Genomic DNA, 20,536 nt, shown 5'->3' with positions numbered 1-20,536 from the left:
ACTGCCTGGGGTGCGGGGGTTCGTCATTGGGTGAAAATCTCCACCAAGCGTGGCGCTATTCTATCCAGCGCAAGGACCTGCGTTGCCGCATCGATGGCGACCGCTGCCTTGGGCATGCCATACACCGCGCTGCTCTGCTGGTCCTGGGCGATCGTCACGCAGCCCTGCTGGCGCATGAGTTTAAGCCCTTGCGCACCGTCGCGCCCCATGCCGGTGAGCAAGACGCCCACCGCATCACCGCTCCAGAAACGGGCGACACTCTCGAAAAACACATCGATGGAGGGCCGATAGATCTCGTTGACCGGCTCGGCGGTGTAGGCCAGCGTGCCGTTTTTCAACAGGCGCAGATGGTGGTTGGTCCCGGCCAGCAGCACCGTCCCGCCTTGCGGCGCCTCACCCTCGCGGGCCAGGCGGACGTTGAGCCCCGACACGCCGCTGAGCCACTCGGCCATGCCGGCGGCAAACACCTCGTCGACATGCTGGACCAGCACGATGGCCGGGGCAAAATCCCGCGGCAATCCCTTGAGCAGTGCCTCCAATGCGGCCGGGCCACCCGCCGACGACCCGATCGCCACCAGGCTCTTGCTTGACGCCGATGCCCGATGCGCAGCCGGCGCGGCGTGGTCGCGGCCACCACGATCACCGATCAGCCAGCCGATGTTGGCGATCTTGCGCAGCAGCGGTGCCGCGGCGTCTTCGGGCTTGCCGACGCCCAGGGCCGGCGTGTCGACCACGTCCAGGGCGCCATGGCCCATGGCTTCGAACACCTGGTGGACGTTCTGCCGGCTGTCACCGGTGACAATCACGATGGCACACGGTGTGTCGGCCATGATCCGCCGGGTCGCCTCCACGCCATCCATGATCGGCATGAACAGGTCCATCAGGATCAGGTCCGGCGTGTATTCGTGACAACGTTGCACCGCCTCGGCACCGTTGGCGGCGACCCACACCAACTGATGCGCCGGCTCCAGCGCCAGTGCGCGGCGCAGGGCTTCGACCGCCAGGGGCATGTCATTGACGATGGCGATCTTCAAGCGCGTGCTCCTCCGATCAATTCGACCACGGCGTCGAGCAAGGCGTCGTCATGGAAACTTGCCTTGGCGAGATAGTAGTCCGCGCCGGCATCCAGGCCACGGCGGCGATCTTCTTCGCGATCCTTGTAGGAAACCACCATCACCGGCAGCGATTGCAGGCGGCTGTCGCGCCGCAGCAACGACACCAGCTCGATACCGTCCATGCGCGGCATGTCGATGTCCGTGATGAGCAAGTCGAATTCCTCCGAGCGCAACGCATTCCAGCCGTCCATGCCGTCCACGGCCACCGCCACGTCATAACCGCGATTGAGCAACAGCTTGCGCTCCAGTTCACGCACGGTCAGGGAGTCGTCGACGACGAGGATCCGCTTGCGCGGCGCCTGGGCCTCGTTCTGCCGGGCGATCCGCTCCAGTCGCCCGGTGTCGAGCAACTTTTCCACCGAGCGCAGCAGATCCTCGACGTCGACGATCAACACCACCGAGCCATCGTCGAGCAAGGCACCGGCGGAAATATCCTGGACCTTGCCCAAGCGCTCATCCAGGAGCAGGACCACCAGCGTGCGCTCACCGATGAACCGCTCCACCGCCACGCCATAGATCACCTCCCGCTCGCGGATCACCACGACCTTAAGGGCCTGGCCACTGTTGGGCGTGACCGGACGGTTGAGCAATTGCGTCGCTGCAACCAGGCCCACGTGCCGGCCTTCGTACCAGAAATGCTGGCGGCCCTCGACCTGGACGATGTCATCGGGCGCCAGGTCGCACATGCGTTCGATGTGGGCCAGCGGGAAGGCGTAGGCTTCGCCGCCGACTTCCACCACCAGGCTGCGCACCACCGAAAGCGTCAGCGGCACCTCGAGATGAAAACGACTGCCCTCGCCCGCCGTCTGCTCCAGCACCACCGCACCGCGTAACTGGCGGACCATATGCTGGACCGCATCCAGGCCGACACCGCGGCCGGACACCTCGGTGACCTTGTCCCGCAGGCTGAAGCCCGGCAGGAACAAAAACGCCAGCAGTTCTTCTTCGCTCAGGCTGGCGGCGGTCTGCTCGGGAGAAAGCCCTCGCTCCACAATGGTTCGGCGCACCCGCTCCAGGTCCACGCCGCCGCCATCGTCCGACAGTTCCAGCACCAACAGGCCGGCCTGGTGTGAGGCGCGCAGGCGAATCAGCCCTTCGGCGGGCTTGCCGGCCGACAGCCGCTGCTCCGGCATTTCGATACCGTGGTCCACGGCATTGCGCAGCAGATGAGTCAGGGGCGCTTCGAGCTTCTCCAGGACATCACGATCGACCTGGGTTTTTTCCCCTTCGATTTCCAGGCGCACCTGTTTGCCGAGGTTGCGGCCCAAGTCACGGACCATCCGCACCTGGCCCGAGAGCACATCGGCAAACGGTCGCATGCGACAGGCCAACGCCGTGTCGTACAGCACCTGGGCGCGCTGGCTGCCCTGCCAGGCGAATTCGTCCAGCTCAGCGATCTTTTGCACCAGCACTTGCTGGGTTTCGGCCAGCAGGCGTCGGGCATCGTTGAGCGCTTCCTGGGCCTGGAGGCTCAAGGCGTGATCCTTGAGATGCACGTTCAAATCTTCAAGGGCGCGCAGGCCACCGCTTTGCTGGCGCTTGAGGCGTTGCATCGTCGCCAGCCAAGGCTTGAGGCGCTGGGTTTCCACCAGGGACTTGCTCGACAAGTCCAACAGGCTGTTGAGGCGGCCCGCCGTGACCCGCAAGACCCGCTCGCCATCTTCGGTGACACGTTTTTTTCGAGCGACCGGCTCGCCGGGCTCCATGGACGCAAAATCAGGCATTTCGACGCGCACGGGCTCGACGGGTATTTCGATCCGCGGCGGCGCGGCCGTTGGTGCCGACGGGTCCAGCAGGCGCCCCAACAGGGCGACATAGGCCTCGATATCCTCGGCTCCGACGTTGTTGCCAGGCGTCGCGATGCGGGTCAACAGGTCAGTGCCCTGGAGCAAGGCGTCGATATGTTCGGCGCGCAACACCATCCGCCTTTCCTGGGCACTGACCAGGCAATCCTCCATCACGTGGGCCACGCTGACCCCGGCATCGACCCCGACAATTCGCGCCGCGCCCTTGAGCGAATGGGCCGCGCGCATGCACGACTCCAGGTGATCGGCCTGAGTCGGGTCACGCTCCAGAGCCAGCAGGCCGGTGCTCAACACCTGGACCTGGGCTTCGGCTTCCAGGCTGAACAGTTCCAGCAGCGAGGCGTCGCGCATCTGATCGGGGGTCATGACAGGCTCCGGGACACGGCGGCCAACAGTTGCTCTTCATCCAGCCAACGCAGGCTGCGACCTTTGTAGGGCAGCACGCCACGGGTGTATTTGCCCTTCGATTGCGAAGCGCCGGCCAGGATGCGTTCGTCGATGGCATGAATGCCGTCCACCTCATCCACCGGCATCAGCACCGGCCCGCCCTGCGCGGCGACGATCAGCATGCGTGGCATGATCCGTCCACCGGAGGACGTCGCCGAACCCGGCTCCAACCCCAGCAGCTCCACCAACGACAAGCAGGCCACCAGGGCGCCGCGCACGTTCGCCACGCCCAACAGGGCGCGCGAGCGCTGGTGGGGCAACGAATGGATAGCCTGCACTGGCGCCACTTCCACCAGGCTGCGGGTGCTCAGGCCGAGCCACTCTTCGCCGAGGCGAAACATCAATAACGAGCGAGTGACGACATCGCTGTCCACCGGAGCGTGGGCCCGGTCATGATCGTCCTGGCGCAGGGCGTAACGGTCGAGCAAGCGTGTGGCGGCGGCCGAGTACACCGAGCAGTTTCGGCAATGGATATGCTCGGCCAGCAGCGGGCAGGACTTGTCGCCATGGACGCCGATGCGGTTCCAGCAGTCATCGATGGCCAGGGCATCGTCATGGGTCACGTTATAGGAAGCCGAACCGCTCATCGTTTGTGCTCACTGTTTGCCGTGCGCCCACTGCGGGCCGCGCGGTCCTGCAATCGACGGGCGCCGGCCGCGTCTCCCTGGGAAGCCAGCAGCGCCGCCAGGTGCACCAGGGCCTCGGCGTGTTGCGGCTCAAGATACAGCGCCTTGCGATAGAAACCCTGGGCTTGGAGCGCATTGCCCGCCATGTCGCTGAGCAGCCCCAGCCAATAGAACACTTGGGCGTTGGGTGCGTGGCTGCGCAAGTATTCTTCGCAGGCCGCACGGGCCTCGACGCTTTTCCCGCCGTTGGCGAGGGCGGCAATACTGGCCAGCAGCGTCGCGGCGTCGTTGTTTTTCGCCTCGGCAATCGGCCTTACGGCGCTGGCGAAGGGTCGAGGCCGCATGACGGGCGGAACAACCCGTGGCGGCGGCTGGCGAATCGGCAATGGCGTCGGCATCAATGCCGGCAGCGGCTGCGGCTCGGGGGCGCCCTGGCGGCTGAACGCGAATGACTGGGCGATGCCGATCGAGCGCATGCCTAGCCGTCCCAGCAGACTGCCTTCGGCGGGGCCGATGAACAGAACGCCGTCCTGATGGGTCAGGCGCTTGAGGACTTCGAACACTTGTTGTTGGGTCGGCTGGTCGAAATAGATCAGCAGGTTGCGGCAAAAGACGAAATCATAAGGCGCCTCGTTTACCAGCAGGGCCGGATCAAGCAGGTTGCCCACTTGCAGGCGCACCTGTTCGCGCACGCGCTCGTCGAGGCGATAGCCCTCGTCTTCGGCGTTGAAGTACCGTTCACGAAAGCCGAGGTCGGCGCCCCGGAAGGAGTTCCTGCCGTAACGCGCTTGCCTGGCTTTATCGACGGACAGGGGGCTGACGTCCATGGCATCGACCTTGAACTGATGGGCCCCGAGGCCCGCGTCAAACAGCGCCATGGCGATCGAATACGGTTCTTCGCCCGTGGAGCACGGCAGACTGAGGATGCGCAGGGCGCGCAGGTGCTTGATGTCGGCGAGGCGCCGGGTGGCCAGTCGGGCCAGCGTCGCGAAGGATTCAGGGTAACGAAAAAACCAGGTTTCCGGGACGATCACGGCCTCGATCAGCGCCTGCTGCTCCTGCGCAGAATGCTGCAGGGACTGCCAATACTCATCGGTGGTTCGCCCGGGGACGGCGAGCACGCGTTGGCGCACAGCCCGCTCGATGATGGCGGTGCCGACGGAGGTCACGTCCAGGCCGATGCGCTCCTTGAGGAAATCGAAAAAACGCTGGTCGTTATTCATGGCCGTTCCTCGAAGCCATCGAGGCTCAGCGGCGGCGAGGGAAACAGCATTGCGCGAACCGACTCGTCGAGCAAATCATTGACCCGCACCCATTGCAGCATGCCTGGGGCATCTTCGCGTACCGGACCGAGGTAAGGCGCCTGGCAGTTGTCCAGGCCATAGGGTTTGAAATCCGCCGGATCGCAGCGCAAGGTGTCGGTGGCCTGTTCCAATATCAAGCCCAGCACCTGTCCGGTTTCCTGCCCCTGCGGCCGATAATGCACGAGCACGAGCCGGGTACTGGTGCGCGCCTCGGCGTCCTGGCCGAAGGTCAGGGCGCACAGATCGATCACCGGCACCACGACCCCGCGCCAGGCAAATATGCCGGCCACCCAGGACGGCATCCGGGCAATCGGCTTGAGCGGCAGGCGCGGCAGCACTTCCACCACATCGATGGCTTGCAGGGCGTAGCGCTCGTTACCGATGCAGAACACCAGGAACAACGTTTGCCGGGCCGCCGGCGCGGCGCCACGGCGGGCTTCTGGCTCGCCCATCAGACTTTGAAACGCGAAACGCCGCTGCGCAGTCCCACGGCCACCTGACTGAGTTCGTCGATGGCGGAACTGGCCTGGCGCAGGGATTCCACGGTCTGGCTGCTGGCATCGCCCAGTTGCACCAAGGCGTGGTTGATCTGCTCGGCCCCGGTGGCCTGGGCCTGCATGCCCTCGTTGACCATCAGCACCCGCGGCGCCAGCGCCTGGACCTGATGGATGATCTGCGACAGCTGCTCGCCCACCTGCTGTACCTCGGCCATGCCACGGCGTACTTCTTCGGAAAACTTGTCCATGCCCATCACACCGGCCGACACAGCGGATTGGATCTCGCGGACCATCTGCTCGATGTCGTAGGTGGCGACGGCGGTCTGGTCGGCCAACCGCCGCACTTCGGTGGCGACCACGGCAAAACCGCGACCGTACTCGCCCGCCTTCTCGGCCTCGATGGCGGCGTTGAGCGACAGCAGGTTAGTCTGGTCGGCGACCTTGACGATGGTCACCACCACCTGGTTGATGTTGCCGGCCTTCTCGTTGAGGATCGCCAGTTTGGCGTTGACCAGGTCGGCCGCGCCCATCACTGAATGCATGGTTTCTTCCATGCGCGCCAGGCCTTGCTGGCCCGAGCCGGCCGCCACCGAGGCCTGGTCGGCGGCGGTGGACACTTCGGTCATGGTGCGAACCAGGTCGCGGGACGTGGCGGCGATTTCGCGGGATGTCGCGCCAATCTCAGTGGTGGTGGCGGCGGTTTCGGTGGCCGTGGCCTGCTGCTCCCGGGAGGTAGCGGCGATCTCGGTGACCGATGTGGTGACCTGCACGGAAGAGCGCTGGGCCTGGGACACCAGGGAAGTCAGCTCGGCCATCATGTCGTTGAAGCCGGTTTCGACGGCGCCGAATTCGTCTTTGCGGGCCAGGTTCAGGCGTCGGCTCAGGTCGCCGCTGCGCATGATCTCGAGAATCTCGACGATGCGGTTCATCGGTCCCATGATCGCGCGCATCAACAACAAGCCGCACAACACCGCGACGAGCACCGCGACCAGGAACGACAAGCCCATGGCGACCTCGGCGCCCGTCACCGCACGGCCAATGGTCAGGGAGGCTTGCTCCGCCAGCTCACGATTACGCTCGATGATCTGGTTCAAGTGCACACGACCACCCAACCATGCAGGCGTCAGTTCTTTTTCCAAGGCCAGCCTTGCGCCTTCGTATTCCTTGCGCTGATAGAGGTCCAGCACCTTGGCCAAGGCTTTGTTGAAGTCCTGGTGGTTGACTTCGAATTCATCGAACGAAGCCTGGTCCGCCGGGTCCTCGATGAGTTTTTGATAGTTCTGGATTTCCTCACGCAGGTGTTTTTCATAACCCTGGTAGAGCGCCTGGTCCTCGGCGGTGATTTCCCGCTGGCCGGAAAGGCCGACGAGTTGCTGGGTCTTGACGTAGCTGTCGACCCAGCCGCCCCGGATCATGGAGCTGAAATACACCCCTGGCACGGCGTCGGTACGCACTTCCTGTTCACTGGACTCGATCTTCAACAACCGGGAGTACGTGACAACCACCATCAGCAGCATGATGGCGATGATCACAGCAAAACTCGCCAGGATGCGTTGGCGCAACGTCCAGTTCTTCACAGTAAAACCTCGGGGCACTTTGAATTGCCGGGAGTATAGCCGAGGGCGGTGGGGCGTCTGCATGGCGGTTATGGGAGATTTTTCAGGCGCCGTTTCGTACAGAGTGGCGATGCACCTCGTGGCAAGGGGGCTTGCTCCCGTTCGACGGCGCAGCCGTCGTCAAACAGCCGACAAGATCCTTCGGCCAGCGCATTTTTTTGGGGCGGCTTCGCCACCCAGCGAGAGCAAGCTCCCCCGCCACGGGTATCGTGCCGCGATGGTCAGGCAGCCGCCTGGCGCACCTGTTTCTCCAGCTCTGCCTTCAACCCAGGCTCCAGCTTCAATTGCCGCGCCAGTTCGTCCAGGTAGGACTTCTCCATGAAATTCTCTTGGTCCACCAACATCACGCTGGCGATGTACATTTCGGCGGCGATTTCCGGCGTGCTTGCGGCGCGGGCCACATCCGTGGGGTCCAGCGGTTTGTTGAGCTCGGCATGCAGCCACTGTTGCAGTTCCTGGTCGTTATCAAGCTTGGTGAATTCGCCTTCGATCAGTTGCCGCTCGCGGTCGTCCACATGGCCGTCAGCCTTGGCCGCCGCGACCAGGGCCTTGAGAATCGCCTGGCTGTGCTGCTCGACCTGCCCCGCCGGGACGCGATCCAGGGTCTGCGGTTCGGTTTTCGGCGCGCTGCCCTGTTGGGCCTGCCAATTGCCGTAAGCCTTGTAGGCGATCACGCCAAGGGCAGCCAGCCCACCGTAGGCCAAGGCCTTGCCACCGAAGTTGCGGGCTTTCTTGTTGCCCAGCAGCATACCCATGGCACTCGCCGCCAATGCCCCGCCTCCCGCGCCGGACAGCATGCCGCCCAGGTTACCGGAGCCGCCGAGCAACCCGCCCAGGCCACCGGATGATGACTTGCCCTGTGAACCACCGGCCTTGTTCTGCAGCATTTCCTGACCGGACTTGAGTAACTGATCGAGCAATCCACGGGTGTTCATTTCCTGCCTCCACGCATTCGGGTTAACCGGATCATAAGGCCCCAAGCCTAGAACGAAAGTGCCCCGTTGCCCTTGGGCAGATTGCTTCGAGATGTTGCCTGCGCAGTCCAGCCAGGTCTCGTCGCAGTCATTCGATAAAAACGATATACACTTCTGGATCTCGATAAATTCGATCCAAGGATGTGCGTCATGATGACCTTGCGCCAGATCCGCCATTTCATCGCGGTGGCCGAGACCGGCTCGATCTCTGCCGCTGCTCAGACCGCATTCATTTCCCAATCCACCCTGACCCTGGCGATCCAGCAACTGGAAGAGGAAATCGGTGTCAGCCTGTTCAACCGCCACGCGAAGGGCATGACGCTGACCCATCAGGGGCATCAGTTCCTGCGCCAGGCCCATCTGATCCTCGCCACTGTCGACAACGCCAAGCGCAGCCTGCAGCAGAGCACTGACCAGGTGGCCGGCCAGGTGACCATCGGCGTGACCAGCCTGGTCGCCGGCTATTACCTGGCGGACCTCCTGACCCGTTTCCAGCGCGCCTACCCCAATGTGGCGATCCGGGTGATGGAGGACGAACGCCCTTATATCGAGCATCTGTTGGTCAGCGGCGAGATCGACGTCGGCGTGCTGATCCTCTCCAACCTGGAGGACCGCCACGCCCTGCAGACCGAAGTGTTGACCCACTCCCCCCATCGTTTGTGGCTGCCGGCCCAGCACCCATTGCTTGAACACGACAGCATCCACCTGGCGGATGTCGCCCGGGAACAGCTGATCCAATTGAACGTCGATGAGATGGATCGTAACGCGCAACGCCTGTGGCGCGGCGCCGGCCTGCAACCGCAAGTCACCTTGCGTACCGCGTCGACCGAAGCAGTGCGCAGCCTGGTGGCGGCCGGCCTGGGCGTTTCGATCCAACCAGACATGACCTACCGCCCCTGGTCGCTGGAAGGCGACATCATCGAGGCTCGCCCTATCGCCGACCTCAACCAGACACTGGATGTCGGGCTGGCCTGGCGCCGGGGAACCGCCCGGCCGGCCTCGGTCGACCCGTTCCTGGCCGTTGCGCGGGAACAATCCCATGGTGGACGCAAGCCATCGATTTAATCGAACGCAGCCTTGAGTATTTCGAATTTGTCGGTCTTGCGGGCGCGCACTAGTCTTGTTGAATCCTCAAGGCTCCGACAACCGAGAAAATAAAACATGGCTGGCGCGCAACCCCCAGTGTGTACCGCGTTGTTGATCAATGGAGAATGGGTCCCCGGCGAGGGCTTTGCCGAGCCGATTCTCAACCCGGCCACGGGTGAAGTGGTGGCGCACATCGCCGAGGCCAGCATCGAACAGGTCGAAAGCGCTATCCTCGCGGCTCATCACGCTTTCGACGGCTGGTCACGCACCACGCCGCAACAGCGCTCCAACCTGCTTTTGGACATCGCCAGCGCCATCGAAAAAAACGCCGACGACCTGGCCCGTCTCGAATCCTTGAACTGCGGCAAGCCCTTGCACCTGGCCCGCCAGGATGATCTGAGCGCCACGGTGGATGTGTTCCGTTTCTTTGCCGGCGCCGTACGCTGCCAGACTGGCCAGCTCAGCGGTGAATACCTGCCCGGCTATACGAGCATGGTGCGCCGCGACCCGATCGGCGTGGTGGCGTCCATTGCGCCGTGGAACTACCCGATCATGATGGCGGCCTGGAAGATCGCCCCGGCCCTGGCCGCCGGCAACACCTTGGTCTTCAAGCCCTCGGAGCACACGCCACTGTCGATCCTGGCCCTGGCGCCGATGCTGGCCGAGATCCTGCCGCGCGGCGTCATCAATATCATCTGCGGTGGCGGCGAAGGTGTGGGCAGCCATCTGGTCAGCCATCCGAAGGTACGCATGGTCTCGCTGACCGGCGATATCGTCACCGGCCAGAAAATCCTCCAGGCGGCGGCAAAAACCCTCAAGCGCACGCACCTGGAACTGGGCGGCAAGGCGCCGGTGATTGTCTGCGACGACGCCGACATCCAAGCCGTGGTCGATGGCGTGCGCACCTATGGTTATTACAACGCCGGACAGGATTGCACCGCCGCCTGCCGGATTTACGCACAGGCCGGGATCCACGACCGGCTGGTGGCCGAACTCGGCGCTGCGGTTGGCAGCCTGCGTTTTGCCGGCAAGCGTGACGCCGACAATGAAATCGGCCCATTGATCAGCGTGCGCCAGCGCGACCGCGTCGCCAGTTTCGTCGAGCGCGCCCTTGGCCAGCCGCATATCGAACGCATCACCGGCGCCGCGGTGCATTCCGGCGCCGGTTTCTACTATCAACCGACGCTGCTGGCCGGCTGCAAGCAAAGCGATGAGATCGTCCAACGGGAAGTGTTCGGCCCGGTGGTCACCGTGACCCGCTTCGACGAGCTCAGCCAGGCGGTGGACTGGGCCAACGATTCGGAATATGGCCTGGCCTCCTCGGTATGGACCCAGAATCTCGACAAGGCGATGCAGGTCGCGGCGCGGCTGCAATACGGCTGCACTTGGATCAACAGCCATTTCATGCTGGTCAGCGAAATGCCCCACGGCGGCCTGAAACGCTCAGGCTACGGCAAGGATCTGTCCAGCGATTCGCTCCAGGACTACAGCGTGGTGCGCCATATCATGGCCCGCCACAGCCAGCATCTGTAAGCAACAGCACTACTCTAATAACAGGCCCTTCGTGGCGCTTCACCGGTTCAAAACTGCCCCGACCATAATTAAAGCAAGAGGGATTTCCATGTACGCGCACAAGACCGTATTGCTCAGCGCAATGACCACGGCGCTGCTGACCAGCGTCAGTCTCCAGGCCGTCGAGCCGCTCAAGGCCGTTGGCGCCGGCGAAGGCCAATTGGACATCGTCGCCTGGCCGGGCTACATCGAACGCGGTGAAAGCGACAAGGCCTACGACTGGGTCACGGGGTTCGAGAAGGAAACCGGCTGCAAGGTCAACGTCAAGACCGCCGCCACGTCCGACGAGATGGTCAGCCTGATGACCAAGGGCGGCTACGACCTGGTCACCGCCTCGGGCGATGCTTCGTTGCGGCTGATTGCTGGCAAGCGCGTGCAGCCGATCAACACCGCGTTGATCGCCAACTGGAAAAATCTCGATCCGCGTCTCAAGGACGCGCCGTGGTACGTGGTCAACCAGCAGACCTACGGCACGCCTTATCAGTGGGGCCCGAACGTGTTGATGTACAACACCAGCGTGTTCAAGCAGGCGCCTACCAGTTGGAGCGTGCTGTTCGAAGCGCAGGACCTGCCCGATGGCAAGCCGAACAAGGGTCGCGTGCAAGCCTACGATGGCCCGATCTACATCGCCGACGCAGCGTTGTACCTCAAGACCGCCAAGCCTGAACTGGGCATCAAGGACCCGTACCAGCTCGACGAAGCCCAGTACAAGGCCGTGCTTGAATTGCTACGGGCCCAGCAGCCGTTGATCCACCGCTACTGGCATGACACCACCGTGCAGATGAGCGACTTCAAGAATGAAGGCGTGGTCGCCTCCGGTGCGTGGCCGTACCAGGTCAACGGCCTGATGAACGAGAAGCAACCGATCGCCTCGACCATTCCCAGGGAAGGCGCCACGGGTTGGGCCGACACCACCATGCTGCATGCCGAGGCCAAGCATCCGAACTGCGCCTACAAGTGGATGGACTGGTCGCTGCAACCGAAAGTCCAGGGTGACGTGGCCGCGTGGTTCGGCTCCCTGCCGGCCGTGCCCGAGGCGTGCAAAGGCAGCGAACTGCTGGGTGCCGAAGGCTGCAAGACCAACGGCTTCGACCAGTTCGACAAGATCGCCTTCTGGAAAACCCCACAGGCCGAGGGCGGCAAGTTCGTGCCGTACAGCCGCTGGACCCAGGATTACATTGCGATCATGGGTGGGCGCTAGATCGATCTAACTCCGTGGCGAGGGAGCTTGTTCCCGCTGGCGTGCGAAGCGCGCCCAAACGGACCGACGCGGTATTGCCTGACACACCGTACAGGCTGGTTTGGGATGGCTGCGCCATCCAGCGGGAGCAAGCTCCCTCGCCACGGGTTCGAATTCCAACATTCTTCGCGCCCCGCTTTCTGGAGCCCAGCACCATGACGCTTGCAGTCCAATTCAGCCACGTTTCCCGTCAGTTCGGCGATGTGAAGGCCGTTGACCGGGTCTGTATCGATATCCAGGACGGCGAGTTCTTTTCCATGCTGGGCCCTTCCGGCTCAGGCAAGACCACCTGCCTGCGGCTGATCGCCGGGTTCGAGCAGCCCAGCGCCGGCTCGATCCGTATCCATGGCGAAGAAGCTGTGGGACTGGCGCCCTACCAGCGGGACGTGAATACGGTTTTCCAGGACTACGCCCTCTTCCCCCACATGAACGTGCGCGACAACGTCGCCTACGGCTTGAAGGTCAAAGGCGTCGCCAAGGCCGAGCGCATCCAGCGCGCCAACGAAGCGCTGGAGATGGTTGCCCTGGGCGGCTACGGCGAGCGCAGGCCGGTGCAACTTTCCGGCGGCCAGCGCCAGCGTGTCGCCCTGGCCCGCGCGCTGGTCAATCGCCCTCGGGTATTACTGTTGGACGAGCCTCTGGGCGCCCTCGACTTGAAGCTGCGCGAACAGATGCAAGGCGAGTTGAAGAAGCTGCAACGCCAGTTGGGCATCACCTTCATCTTCGTCACCCACGACCAGACCGAAGCGTTGTCGATGTCCGATCGGGTGGCGGTGTTCAACAAGGGCCGCATTGAACAGGTCGATACACCGCGCAATCTCTACATGAAACCGGCCACCACCTTTGTCGCCGAATTCGTCGGCACTTCCAACGTGATCCGTGGCGAACTGGCGCGCCAACTGAGCGGTTATCCACAGCCGTTCTCGATTCGTCCGGAACATGTGCGTTTTGCCGAAGGCCCGCTGGCGAGCCATGAAATCGAGGTCAGCGGCCTGCTCCACGACGTCCAGTACCAGGGCAGTGCGACACGCTACGAATTGAAGCTGGAAAACGGCCAGACCCTGAGCCTCAGCCAGGCCAACACCCAGTGGGGCGACAACGGCACCGGGCATCAGGCCGGCCAGCACCTCGCCGTGCGCTGGGCCCGCGAAGCGATGGTTGCCCTGCACGACACCGTCGGCGGCGAGGCCTGAGATGAGCACCCTGGCCATGACTCACACAGCGACACACGGCTCTGCGCTGCGGCGGTTTTCGAACCTGCTGTACCGACGGCCCAATCTCTACCTGTCGATGCTGCTCGTGCCTCCCCTGCTCTGGTTCGGCGCGATCTACCTGGGTTCGCTGCTGACCTTGCTGTGGCAGGGTTTCTACACCTTCGACGACTTCACCATGGCGGTCACGCCGGACCTGACCCTGGCGAATTTTGCAGCGCTGTTCCAGCCGTCCAATTTCGACATCATCTGGCGCACCCTGAGCATGGCCATCGCGGTGTCCATCGCCAGTGCCATCGTCGCGTTCCCGATTGCCTACTACATGGCACGCTACACCAGCGGCAAGACCAAGGCATTTTTCTACATTGCGGTGATGCTACCGATGTGGGCCAGCTATATCGTCAAGGCCTATGCCTGGACACTGCTGCTGGCCAAGGGCGGTGTGGCGCAATGGTTCATCCAGCACCTGGGCCTGGGGCCGCTGTTGCAGTTCGTACTGGAAATCCCGGGCGTGGGCGGCAGCACGTTGTCCACCTCGCACCTGGGGCGCTTCCTGGTGTTCGTCTACATCTGGCTGCCGTTCATGATCCTGCCGATCCAGGCGTCCCTGGAACGCCTGCCGCCATCGTTGCTGCAGGCCTCGGCGGATCTGGGCGCCAAGCCACGCCAGACGTTCATGCAGGTGATCCTGCCGTTGTCGGTCCCGGGTATCGCAGCGGGTTCGATCTTCACCTTCTCGCTGACCCTGGGGGATTTCATCGTGCCGCAACTGGTGGGCCCGCCGGGCTACTTCGTCGGCAGCATGGTCTACGCCCAGCAAGGCGCCATCGGCAACATGCCCATGGCCGCGGCGTTCACGCTGGTGCCGATCGTGTTGATCGCCGTCTATCTATCCATCGTCAAGCGACTGGGGGCTTTCGATGCACTCTGACTCTCGAGCGTCGTGGGGCTTGCGGATCGCGGCATGGGGCGGGCTGGTGTTCCTGCACTTTCCGATCCTGATCATCTTTCTTTATGCGTTCAATACCGAAGACGCTGCGTTCAGCTTCCCGCCCAAGGGCCTGACCTTGAAATGGTTCAGCGTGGCCTTTTCGCGCCCGGACGTGCTGGAAGCGATCAAGCTATCGTTGCAGGTCGCGGCCATTGCCACGCTGATCGCCATGGTCCTCGGCACGCTCGCCTCGGCGGCGTTGTATCGTCGGGATTTCTTTGGCAAACAAGGCATTTCGCTGATGCTTATCCTGCCGATCGCCTTGCCAGGGATCATCACCGGCATTGCCCTGCTGGCTACGTTTAAGACCTTGGGCATCGAACCCGGCATGTTCACCATCATTGTCGGCCACGCGACCTTTTGCGTGGTGATCGTCTACAACAACGTCATCGCCCGCCTGCGCCGCACGTCCCACAGCCTGATCGAGGCATCGATGGATCTGGGCGCCGACGGCTGGCAGACCTTTCGCTACATCATCTTGCCCAACCTGGGGTCGGCACTGCTGGCCGGCGGGATGTTGGCATTCGCGCTGTCGTTCGATGAAATCATCGTCACCACCTTTACCGCCGGCCACGAGCGCACCTTGCCGCTCTGGTTGCTCAACCAGCTCAGCCGCCCGCGCGACGTGCCGGTAACCAACGTCGTGGCGATGCTGGTGATGTTGGTCACGATGTTGCCGATTCTCGGTGCGTATTACCTGACCCGCGGGGGTGAGAGTGTGGCGGGGAGTGGTGGGAAGTAAATGTCACTGTGGAACCGAATCCCACAGCAGTCACAAACCCGATTCAAGAGGACATGGACATGCAAACCAAACTGCTGATCAACGGGCACCTGGTCAACGGCGAAGGCCCCGGCCAGGCGGTATTCAACCCGGCACTGGGGCGGGTGCTGGTGGAAATCAACGAAGCCAGCGAAGCCCAGGTCGATGCCGCCGTGCGCGCCGCCGACAGCGCCTTCGAATCCTGGTCGCAAGTGGCGCCCAAGGACCGTTCGCTGTTGCTGCTCAAGTTGGCCGATGCCATCGAAGCCAATGGCGAGGAGCTGGCGAAACTGGAGTCGGACAACTGCGGCAAACCCTTCAGCGCTGCGCTGAATGACGAAATCCCGGCAATTGCCGACGTGTTCCGCTTCTTTGCCGGCGCCAGTCGCTGCATGAGCGGCTCGGCGGGCGGCGAATACCTGCCAGGGCACACCTCGATGATTCGCCGGGATCCGGTCGGCGTCATCGCCTCCATCGCACCGTGGAACTACCCGTTGATGATGGTTGCCTGGAAAATCGCCCCGGCTTTGGCCGCGGGAAACACGGTAGTGCTCAAGCCGTCGGAACAGACACCGCTGACTGCGTTGCGCCTGGCGGAACTGGCGTCGGAGATTTTCCCCGCCGGCGTGCTCAACGTGATCTTCGGCCGTGGGCAGACCGTGGGCAACCCGCTGGTCACCCATCAGAAAGTGCGCATGGTTTCGCTGACAGGATCCATCGCTACCGGTTCGAACATCATTTCCAGCACCGCCGACAGCGTCAAGCGCATGCACATGGAATTGGGTGGCAAAGCCCCGGTGATCATCTTCGACGACGCCGACATTGACGCGGCGGTGGAAGGTATCCGCACCTTCGGTTTCTACAACGCCGGCCAGGATTGCACCGCTGCTTGCCGTATCTATGCCCAACAAGGCATCTACGACAAATTCGTCGAGAAACTCGGCGCCGCCGTCGCCAGCATCAAGTACGGTATGCAGAACGAGCCCGACACCGAAATGGGCCCGCTGATCACCGCCCAGCACCGCGACCGGGTGGCCGCGTTCGTCGAGCGGGCCATCGCCCAGTCGCATATCCGCCTGGTCACCGGGGGCAAGGCGGTAGAGGGCAACGGCTTTTTCTTCGAACCGACGGTGCTGGCCGATGCCCAGCAGGATGACGAAATCGTACGCCGCGAAGTCTTCGGCCCGGTGGTGTCCGTCACGCCGTTCCTGGATGAAGCCCAAGTGCTGGCCTGGGCCAACGATTCGGACTACGGACTTGCCTCATCGGTCTGGACCGCCGACATCGGCCGAGCCCATCGCCTCTCGGCGCGACTGCAATACGGCTGCACCTGGGTAAATACCCACTTCATGCTTGTCAGCGAAATGCCCCATGGCGGTCAGAAACGGTCGGGCTACGGCAAGGACATGTCCATGTATGGACTGGAGGATTACACGGTGGTGCGGCATGTGATGTTCAAGCACTGACGACAAGACAATGTCGGCAACGCATGCCCACGCCTACCACGGGCTCGTCCTGCCAAGGTTTTCGTCGATCGGTGCACGCTCGCCGGTTGACGGAAATCCTGGCAGCACCTAGGGCGTCTACAACGTATACACCGGAGATAATCATGGCCTCGCCCGTTTTGTCCTTTCGTATGGAGGAAGGTCTGGCCCAACAGCTGGACTTGCTGGCTGCCGCCACCGACCGTGACCGTCAACATCACCTCAAGCGTGCATTGGTTCGATATGTAGAGGCCTAATCGTGGCGTCTGCAAGCGATCAACGAAGGCATAGCGGATGCCGATGCGCAGCCCCTTACCGACTCGTGCAGGGGCAATTTCAGGTCCTGCGGATACTGCACCAACGCACCGAGCGTCCTCCGGACTGGTCAGAGCAGTGAGGCCCGCCGGCCTTTCCCGATCCAACCGTCCATCAGTGCCGTATTCAAAACCGCGAAACACTGCGCATTGCATCCACCAGGTAACGCATGGCGATCCGGTCGTTCTCCGACAGCTCCCGGTAGCGCTCGATCAATCTCAATTCTTCCAGGCTGAGCCGGCGCCTCCTGCGCGCGTTGATCAGGCCCGGGAAGACTCCCAGGATTTCGGCAATGCCCTGTATTTTCGTCATGACCTGTCCTTCGTTACGTCAAGTTGACCCAATAGCGCTTAGTGAACCGGTTACATCGTCTATTAACCACAAGAATAGGAAGGATCCACCGGGTGAAAAGAGAGTTTTAGAGTAATTAGTCAAAAAATTCCGAATTTTTCACAAAAAAAGAAATAACTGTAAGAAAATTTGACCAGCTCACGCTTTCCTATCTCTCCCAGCCTGCATTTCCCCTATGATTTTGCGCCTCGGTGAACCGATCCAGCTCTCAGGTATCTGTTCTAACGTTCGTCGCGTTTGGCCAAAGGCATGTCCGAACTCATTTGCCAATCTTTGTTGCCAGGATCGGCTCGGGATTGTTTCGAGAAAGGTTGTATTTATGCACCGCAGGAACCTGCTCAAGGCCTCCATGGCCTTCGCCGCCTACACCGGACTATCGGCCTCCGGGCTCATGGCCGCGCGCGCCTGGGCCGCCGATCAGACTGCCGATGGCGAAGCCCGTCCCTTCGATTTCGAAGGTTTGAAGGACCAGGCCCGGCGGCTGGCCGAGAGCCGTTATGTCGACACCAAGCAAGTCCTGCCACCGACACTGGCCCAGATGTCGCCATTGCAATTCAACGCCATCAAGTACGATACCAACCACTCACTGTGGAATGAGCTGGACGGGCAACTGGACGCACAATTCTTCCATGTCGGCATGGGGTTCAAGCAACCCGTACGCATGTATAGCGTCGATCCGAAGACGCGCATGGCCCGGGAAGTGCACTTCCGTCCGGAGCTGTTCAACTATGAAAAGACCACGGTCAACACCTCTCAATTGACGGGTGACCTGGGCTTCGCCGGTTTCCGGGTATTCAAGGCACCGGAGCTGGACCGACACGACATCGTTTCATTCCTTGGGGCCAGCTATTTCCGTGCTGTCGATGCCAGCGGCCAGTACGGGCTATCGGCCCGTGGCCTGGCCATCGACACCTACGCCAAAAAGCGCGAGGAGTTTCCTGACTTCACCAAGTTCTGGTTCGAAACCCCGGACAAGAACAGCACCCGTTTCGTGGTCTATGCGCTGCTCGACTCGCCTAGCGCCACCGGCGCCTATCGTTTTGACATCGATTGCCAGCCGACCCGGGTCGTCATGGAAATCGATGCGCACATCAATGCCCGTACCGCCATCGAGCAACTGGGCATTGCACCAATGACCAGCATGTTCAGCTGCGGCACGGTCGAGCGCCGCATGTGCGACACCATTCACCCGCAAATCCATGACTCCGACCGGCTGGCCATGTGGCGTGGCAACGGCGAGTGGGTCTGCCGTCCGCTGAACAACCCCGCCACCCTGCAATTCAACGCGTACGCCGACAAGAACCCGAAAGGCTTCGGGCTGGTGCAGACCGACCATGACTTCGAGAGCTACCAGGACACCGTGGACTGGTACAGCAAACGCCCAAGCCTGTGGGTCGAGCCTACGACCGCTTGGGGGGAAGGCTCAGTCGATCTGTTGGAAATTCCTACAACCGGCGAAACCCTGGACAACATCGTCGCGTTCTGGACCCCGAAGAAACCGGTTGCCGCCGGCGATTCGCTGAACTATGGCTACAAGCTTTACTGGAGCGCCTTGCCACCGGTGAGCACCGACCTGGCGCGAGTCGATGCCACCCGTTCCGGCATGGGCGGTTTCATCGAAGGTTGGGCACCCGGCGAGCATTATCCGACCGTCTGGGCGCGGCGCTTTGCCGTGGACTTCACCGGAGGCGGTCTCGACCAGTTGCCAGCGGGCACGGGTATCGAACCGGTGGTGACGTGCTCCCATGGCGAGGTCAAGGACTTCAACGTGTTGGTGCTCGATGCAATCAAGGGCTACCGGATTACCTTCGACTGGTACCCGACCGATGATCGCGTGGACCCGGTAGCGATGCGGCTGTTTCTGCGCTCCAAGGACCGTACCTTGAGCGAGACCTGGCTGTACCAGTATTTCCCGCCAGCACCGGATCGGCGCAAGTATCCCTGAGCAAACCCAGGACACCCGATAAACAAAAAGCCCCGGCCAAGACGACCGGGGCTTTTTGTTCTATCGCCGATTCAGTCCCGCAAATCCGACTCGTGGATCGGCTGGTCCCGATGCGTCGCCCGCTGGTACTGCGCCGGCCAGGTGGCCTTGCGCCCGCCCAGGTCATCATCGGCATGCAGGGCCCAGTACGGATCACGCAACAACTCCCGGGCGAGGAAGATAATGTCGGCCTGGCAGGTGCGCAGGATATGCTCGGCCTGGGCCGGTTCGGTAATCATGCCCACGGTGCCGGTGGCAATCTCCGACTCCTTGCGTACCCGTTCGGCGAATCGTGTCTGATAGCCCGGGCCGGTGGGAATTTCCGCATTGGCGGCGGTCCCGCCCGACGACACGTCAATCAAGTCCACCCCCAACATCCGGAATCGCCGCGCCAGCTCTACGGTTTCATCCGGATTCCACCCGTCTTCGACCCAGTCGGTGGCGGAGACGCGGACAAATACCGGAAGTTCGTCAGGCCACACCGCCCTCACCGCCTCGGTCACCTGCAACACCAGCCGGATGCGATTTTCGAACGACCCGCCATATTGATCGCGACGCTGATTGCTCAAGGGTGAAAGGAACTGGTGCAACAGATAGCCGTGGGCCGCATGGACCTCGACCACCTTGAAACCGGCGGTCAGGGAACGCTTGGCCGCGTCGACGAATGCCTGGATAACGTCGGCGATCTGCCCCTCATCCAACTGCGTCGGCTGGGTATGCTGCGGGTCGAAGGCGATCGGCGATGGACCGACCGGAACCCAGCCACCGTCCTCGGGCTTGACGCTGCCATGCTTGCCCAGCCAGGGCCGCCAGGTACTTGCCTTGCGACCAGCATGAGCCAGCTGGATGCCCGGCACGGCCCCTTGGGCAGAAATGAAACGGGTAATACGTTGCAGCGCAGGGATCTGGTCATCGTTCCATAAGCCGAGGTCCTGGGCAGTGATACGACCATCCGCCGTGACCGCGGTGGCTTCGGTGAATACCAGCCCCGCGCCACCCACGGCGCGGCTGCCAAGGTGCACGAGGTGCCAGTCGTTGGCCAGGCCATCGACGCTCGAATACTGGCACATCGGCGAAACCGCGATGCGATTGGGCAGGGTCAATTGGCGAAGGGTATAGGGTTCCAGCAGCAGACTCATGGGGCACCTCTCGAATCAG

Annotated in this window: 17 protein-coding genes and 1 pseudogene; 9 read left to right on the top strand and 9 right to left on the bottom strand. The window is 62.6% G+C overall.

Going from position 1 to position 20,536, the window contains the following annotated elements:
* Positions 1 to 23: 23 nt before the first annotated feature.
* From cheB to JZ00_RS16950, 7 genes are all read right to left on the bottom strand, one after another.
* A complete protein-coding gene (gene cheB / locus JZ00_RS16980; protein WP_039592032.1) occupies positions 24 to 1,034 on the bottom strand; it encodes a chemotaxis response regulator protein-glutamate methylesterase in 1,011 nt (336 codons plus the stop codon).
* Positions 1,031 to 3,286, bottom strand: coding sequence for a hybrid sensor histidine kinase/response regulator (locus tag JZ00_RS16975; protein ID WP_039592033.1), 2,256 nt, complete (start codon positions 3,284 to 3,286; stop codon positions 1,031 to 1,033). Before JZ00_RS16975 ends, cheB begins: the two co-directional genes overlap by 4 nt.
* Entirely contained in the window at positions 3,283 to 3,954 is a 672-nt protein-coding gene (locus JZ00_RS16970) for a chemotaxis protein CheW (protein ID WP_039592034.1), read from the bottom strand. Before JZ00_RS16970 ends, JZ00_RS16975 begins: the two co-directional genes overlap by 4 nt.
* Complete coding sequence (locus JZ00_RS16965) at positions 3,951 to 5,216, bottom strand: CheR family methyltransferase (RefSeq protein ID WP_039592035.1); 1,266 nt, start codon at positions 5,214 to 5,216, stop codon at positions 3,951 to 3,953. The genes JZ00_RS16970 and JZ00_RS16965 overlap by 4 nt, the downstream gene beginning before the upstream one ends.
* The gene (locus tag JZ00_RS16960) at positions 5,213 to 5,749 is read right to left on the bottom strand and encodes a chemotaxis protein CheW (protein WP_039592036.1); all 537 of its coding nucleotides are present in this window, start codon (positions 5,747 to 5,749) and stop codon (positions 5,213 to 5,215) included. Before JZ00_RS16960 ends, JZ00_RS16965 begins: the two co-directional genes overlap by 4 nt.
* The gene (locus JZ00_RS16955; protein WP_039592037.1) at positions 5,749 to 7,371 is read right to left on the bottom strand and encodes a methyl-accepting chemotaxis protein; all 1,623 of its coding nucleotides are present in this window, start codon (positions 7,369 to 7,371) and stop codon (positions 5,749 to 5,751) included. The genes JZ00_RS16960 and JZ00_RS16955 overlap by 1 nt, the downstream gene beginning before the upstream one ends.
* Positions 7,372 to 7,631: 260 nt before the next feature.
* Complete coding sequence (locus JZ00_RS16950) at positions 7,632 to 8,345, bottom strand: tellurite resistance TerB family protein (RefSeq protein WP_039592038.1); 714 nt, start codon at positions 8,343 to 8,345, stop codon at positions 7,632 to 7,634.
* A 189-nt stretch (positions 8,346 to 8,534) separates the two neighbouring features.
* On the opposite strand from JZ00_RS16950, the gene JZ00_RS16945 reads away from it, so the two are divergent.
* The 8 genes and pseudogenes from JZ00_RS16945 to JZ00_RS16910 all read left to right on the top strand — a co-directional run.
* Positions 8,535 to 9,449 (top strand): LysR family transcriptional regulator, encoded by a 915-nt coding sequence (locus tag JZ00_RS16945; protein ID WP_039592039.1) that lies wholly within the window; start codon positions 8,535 to 8,537, stop codon positions 9,447 to 9,449.
* A 96-nt stretch (positions 9,450 to 9,545) separates the two neighbouring features.
* Positions 9,546 to 11,003 carry a gamma-aminobutyraldehyde dehydrogenase gene (locus JZ00_RS16940; protein ID WP_039592040.1) on the top strand — a complete coding sequence of 486 codons (1,458 nt, stop codon included), beginning with the start codon at positions 9,546 to 9,548 and terminating at the stop codon, positions 11,001 to 11,003.
* A gap of 88 nt (positions 11,004 to 11,091) precedes the next feature.
* Positions 11,092 to 12,243 (top strand): putative ABC transporter substrate-binding protein YdcS, encoded by a 1,152-nt coding sequence (gene ydcS / locus JZ00_RS16935; protein WP_039592041.1) that lies wholly within the window; start codon positions 11,092 to 11,094, stop codon positions 12,241 to 12,243.
* 194 nt (positions 12,244 to 12,437) lie between these two features.
* Complete coding sequence (locus tag JZ00_RS16930; RefSeq protein ID WP_039592042.1) at positions 12,438 to 13,475, top strand: ABC transporter ATP-binding protein; 1,038 nt, start codon at positions 12,438 to 12,440, stop codon at positions 13,473 to 13,475.
* 1 nt (position 13,476) lies between these two features.
* Positions 13,477 to 14,424 carry an ABC transporter permease gene (locus tag JZ00_RS16925; protein WP_039592043.1) on the top strand — a complete coding sequence of 316 codons (948 nt, stop codon included), beginning with the start codon at positions 13,477 to 13,479 and terminating at the stop codon, positions 14,422 to 14,424.
* Positions 14,414 to 15,226, top strand: a complete 813-nt coding sequence (locus tag JZ00_RS16920) for an ABC transporter permease (protein ID WP_039592044.1) — start codon at positions 14,414 to 14,416, stop codon at positions 15,224 to 15,226. The genes JZ00_RS16925 and JZ00_RS16920 overlap by 11 nt, the downstream gene beginning before the upstream one ends.
* A gap of 59 nt (positions 15,227 to 15,285) precedes the next feature.
* Positions 15,286 to 16,710, top strand: coding sequence for a gamma-aminobutyraldehyde dehydrogenase (locus JZ00_RS16915; RefSeq protein WP_039592045.1), 1,425 nt, complete (start codon positions 15,286 to 15,288; stop codon positions 16,708 to 16,710).
* Positions 16,711 to 16,853: 143 nt separating this feature from the next.
* Positions 16,854 to 17,048: pseudogene (locus JZ00_RS16910) on the top strand (CopG family ribbon-helix-helix protein); the annotation flags it as partial.
* Positions 17,049 to 17,169: 121 nt separating this feature from the next.
* Here JZ00_RS16910 and JZ00_RS16905 read toward each other — a convergent pair.
* Positions 17,170 to 17,355: a hypothetical protein gene (locus tag JZ00_RS16905; protein WP_039592046.1), complete on the bottom strand. Its 186-nt coding sequence runs from the start codon at positions 17,353 to 17,355 to the stop codon at positions 17,170 to 17,172.
* Positions 17,356 to 17,713: 358 nt separating this feature from the next.
* Between JZ00_RS16905 and JZ00_RS16900 the strand changes: the two genes are divergently transcribed.
* Positions 17,714 to 19,339, top strand: a complete 1,626-nt coding sequence (locus JZ00_RS16900; RefSeq protein WP_039592047.1) for a glucan biosynthesis protein D — start codon at positions 17,714 to 17,716, stop codon at positions 19,337 to 19,339.
* 71 nt (positions 19,340 to 19,410) lie between these two features.
* Here JZ00_RS16900 and JZ00_RS16895 read toward each other — a convergent pair whose 3' ends face one another.
* Positions 19,411 to 20,517 (bottom strand): NADH:flavin oxidoreductase/NADH oxidase, encoded by a 1,107-nt coding sequence (locus JZ00_RS16895; protein ID WP_039592048.1) that lies wholly within the window; start codon positions 20,515 to 20,517, stop codon positions 19,411 to 19,413.
* Positions 20,518 to 20,536 lie beyond the last annotated feature (19 nt).

Source organism: Pseudomonas frederiksbergensis, from assembly GCF_000802155.2.
GTDB lineage: Bacteria > Pseudomonadota > Gammaproteobacteria > Pseudomonadales > Pseudomonadaceae > Aquipseudomonas > Aquipseudomonas frederiksbergensis_A.
The sequence above is the reverse complement of the archived record's forward strand: the minus strand, read 5'-3'. Positions and strand labels throughout refer to the sequence as shown.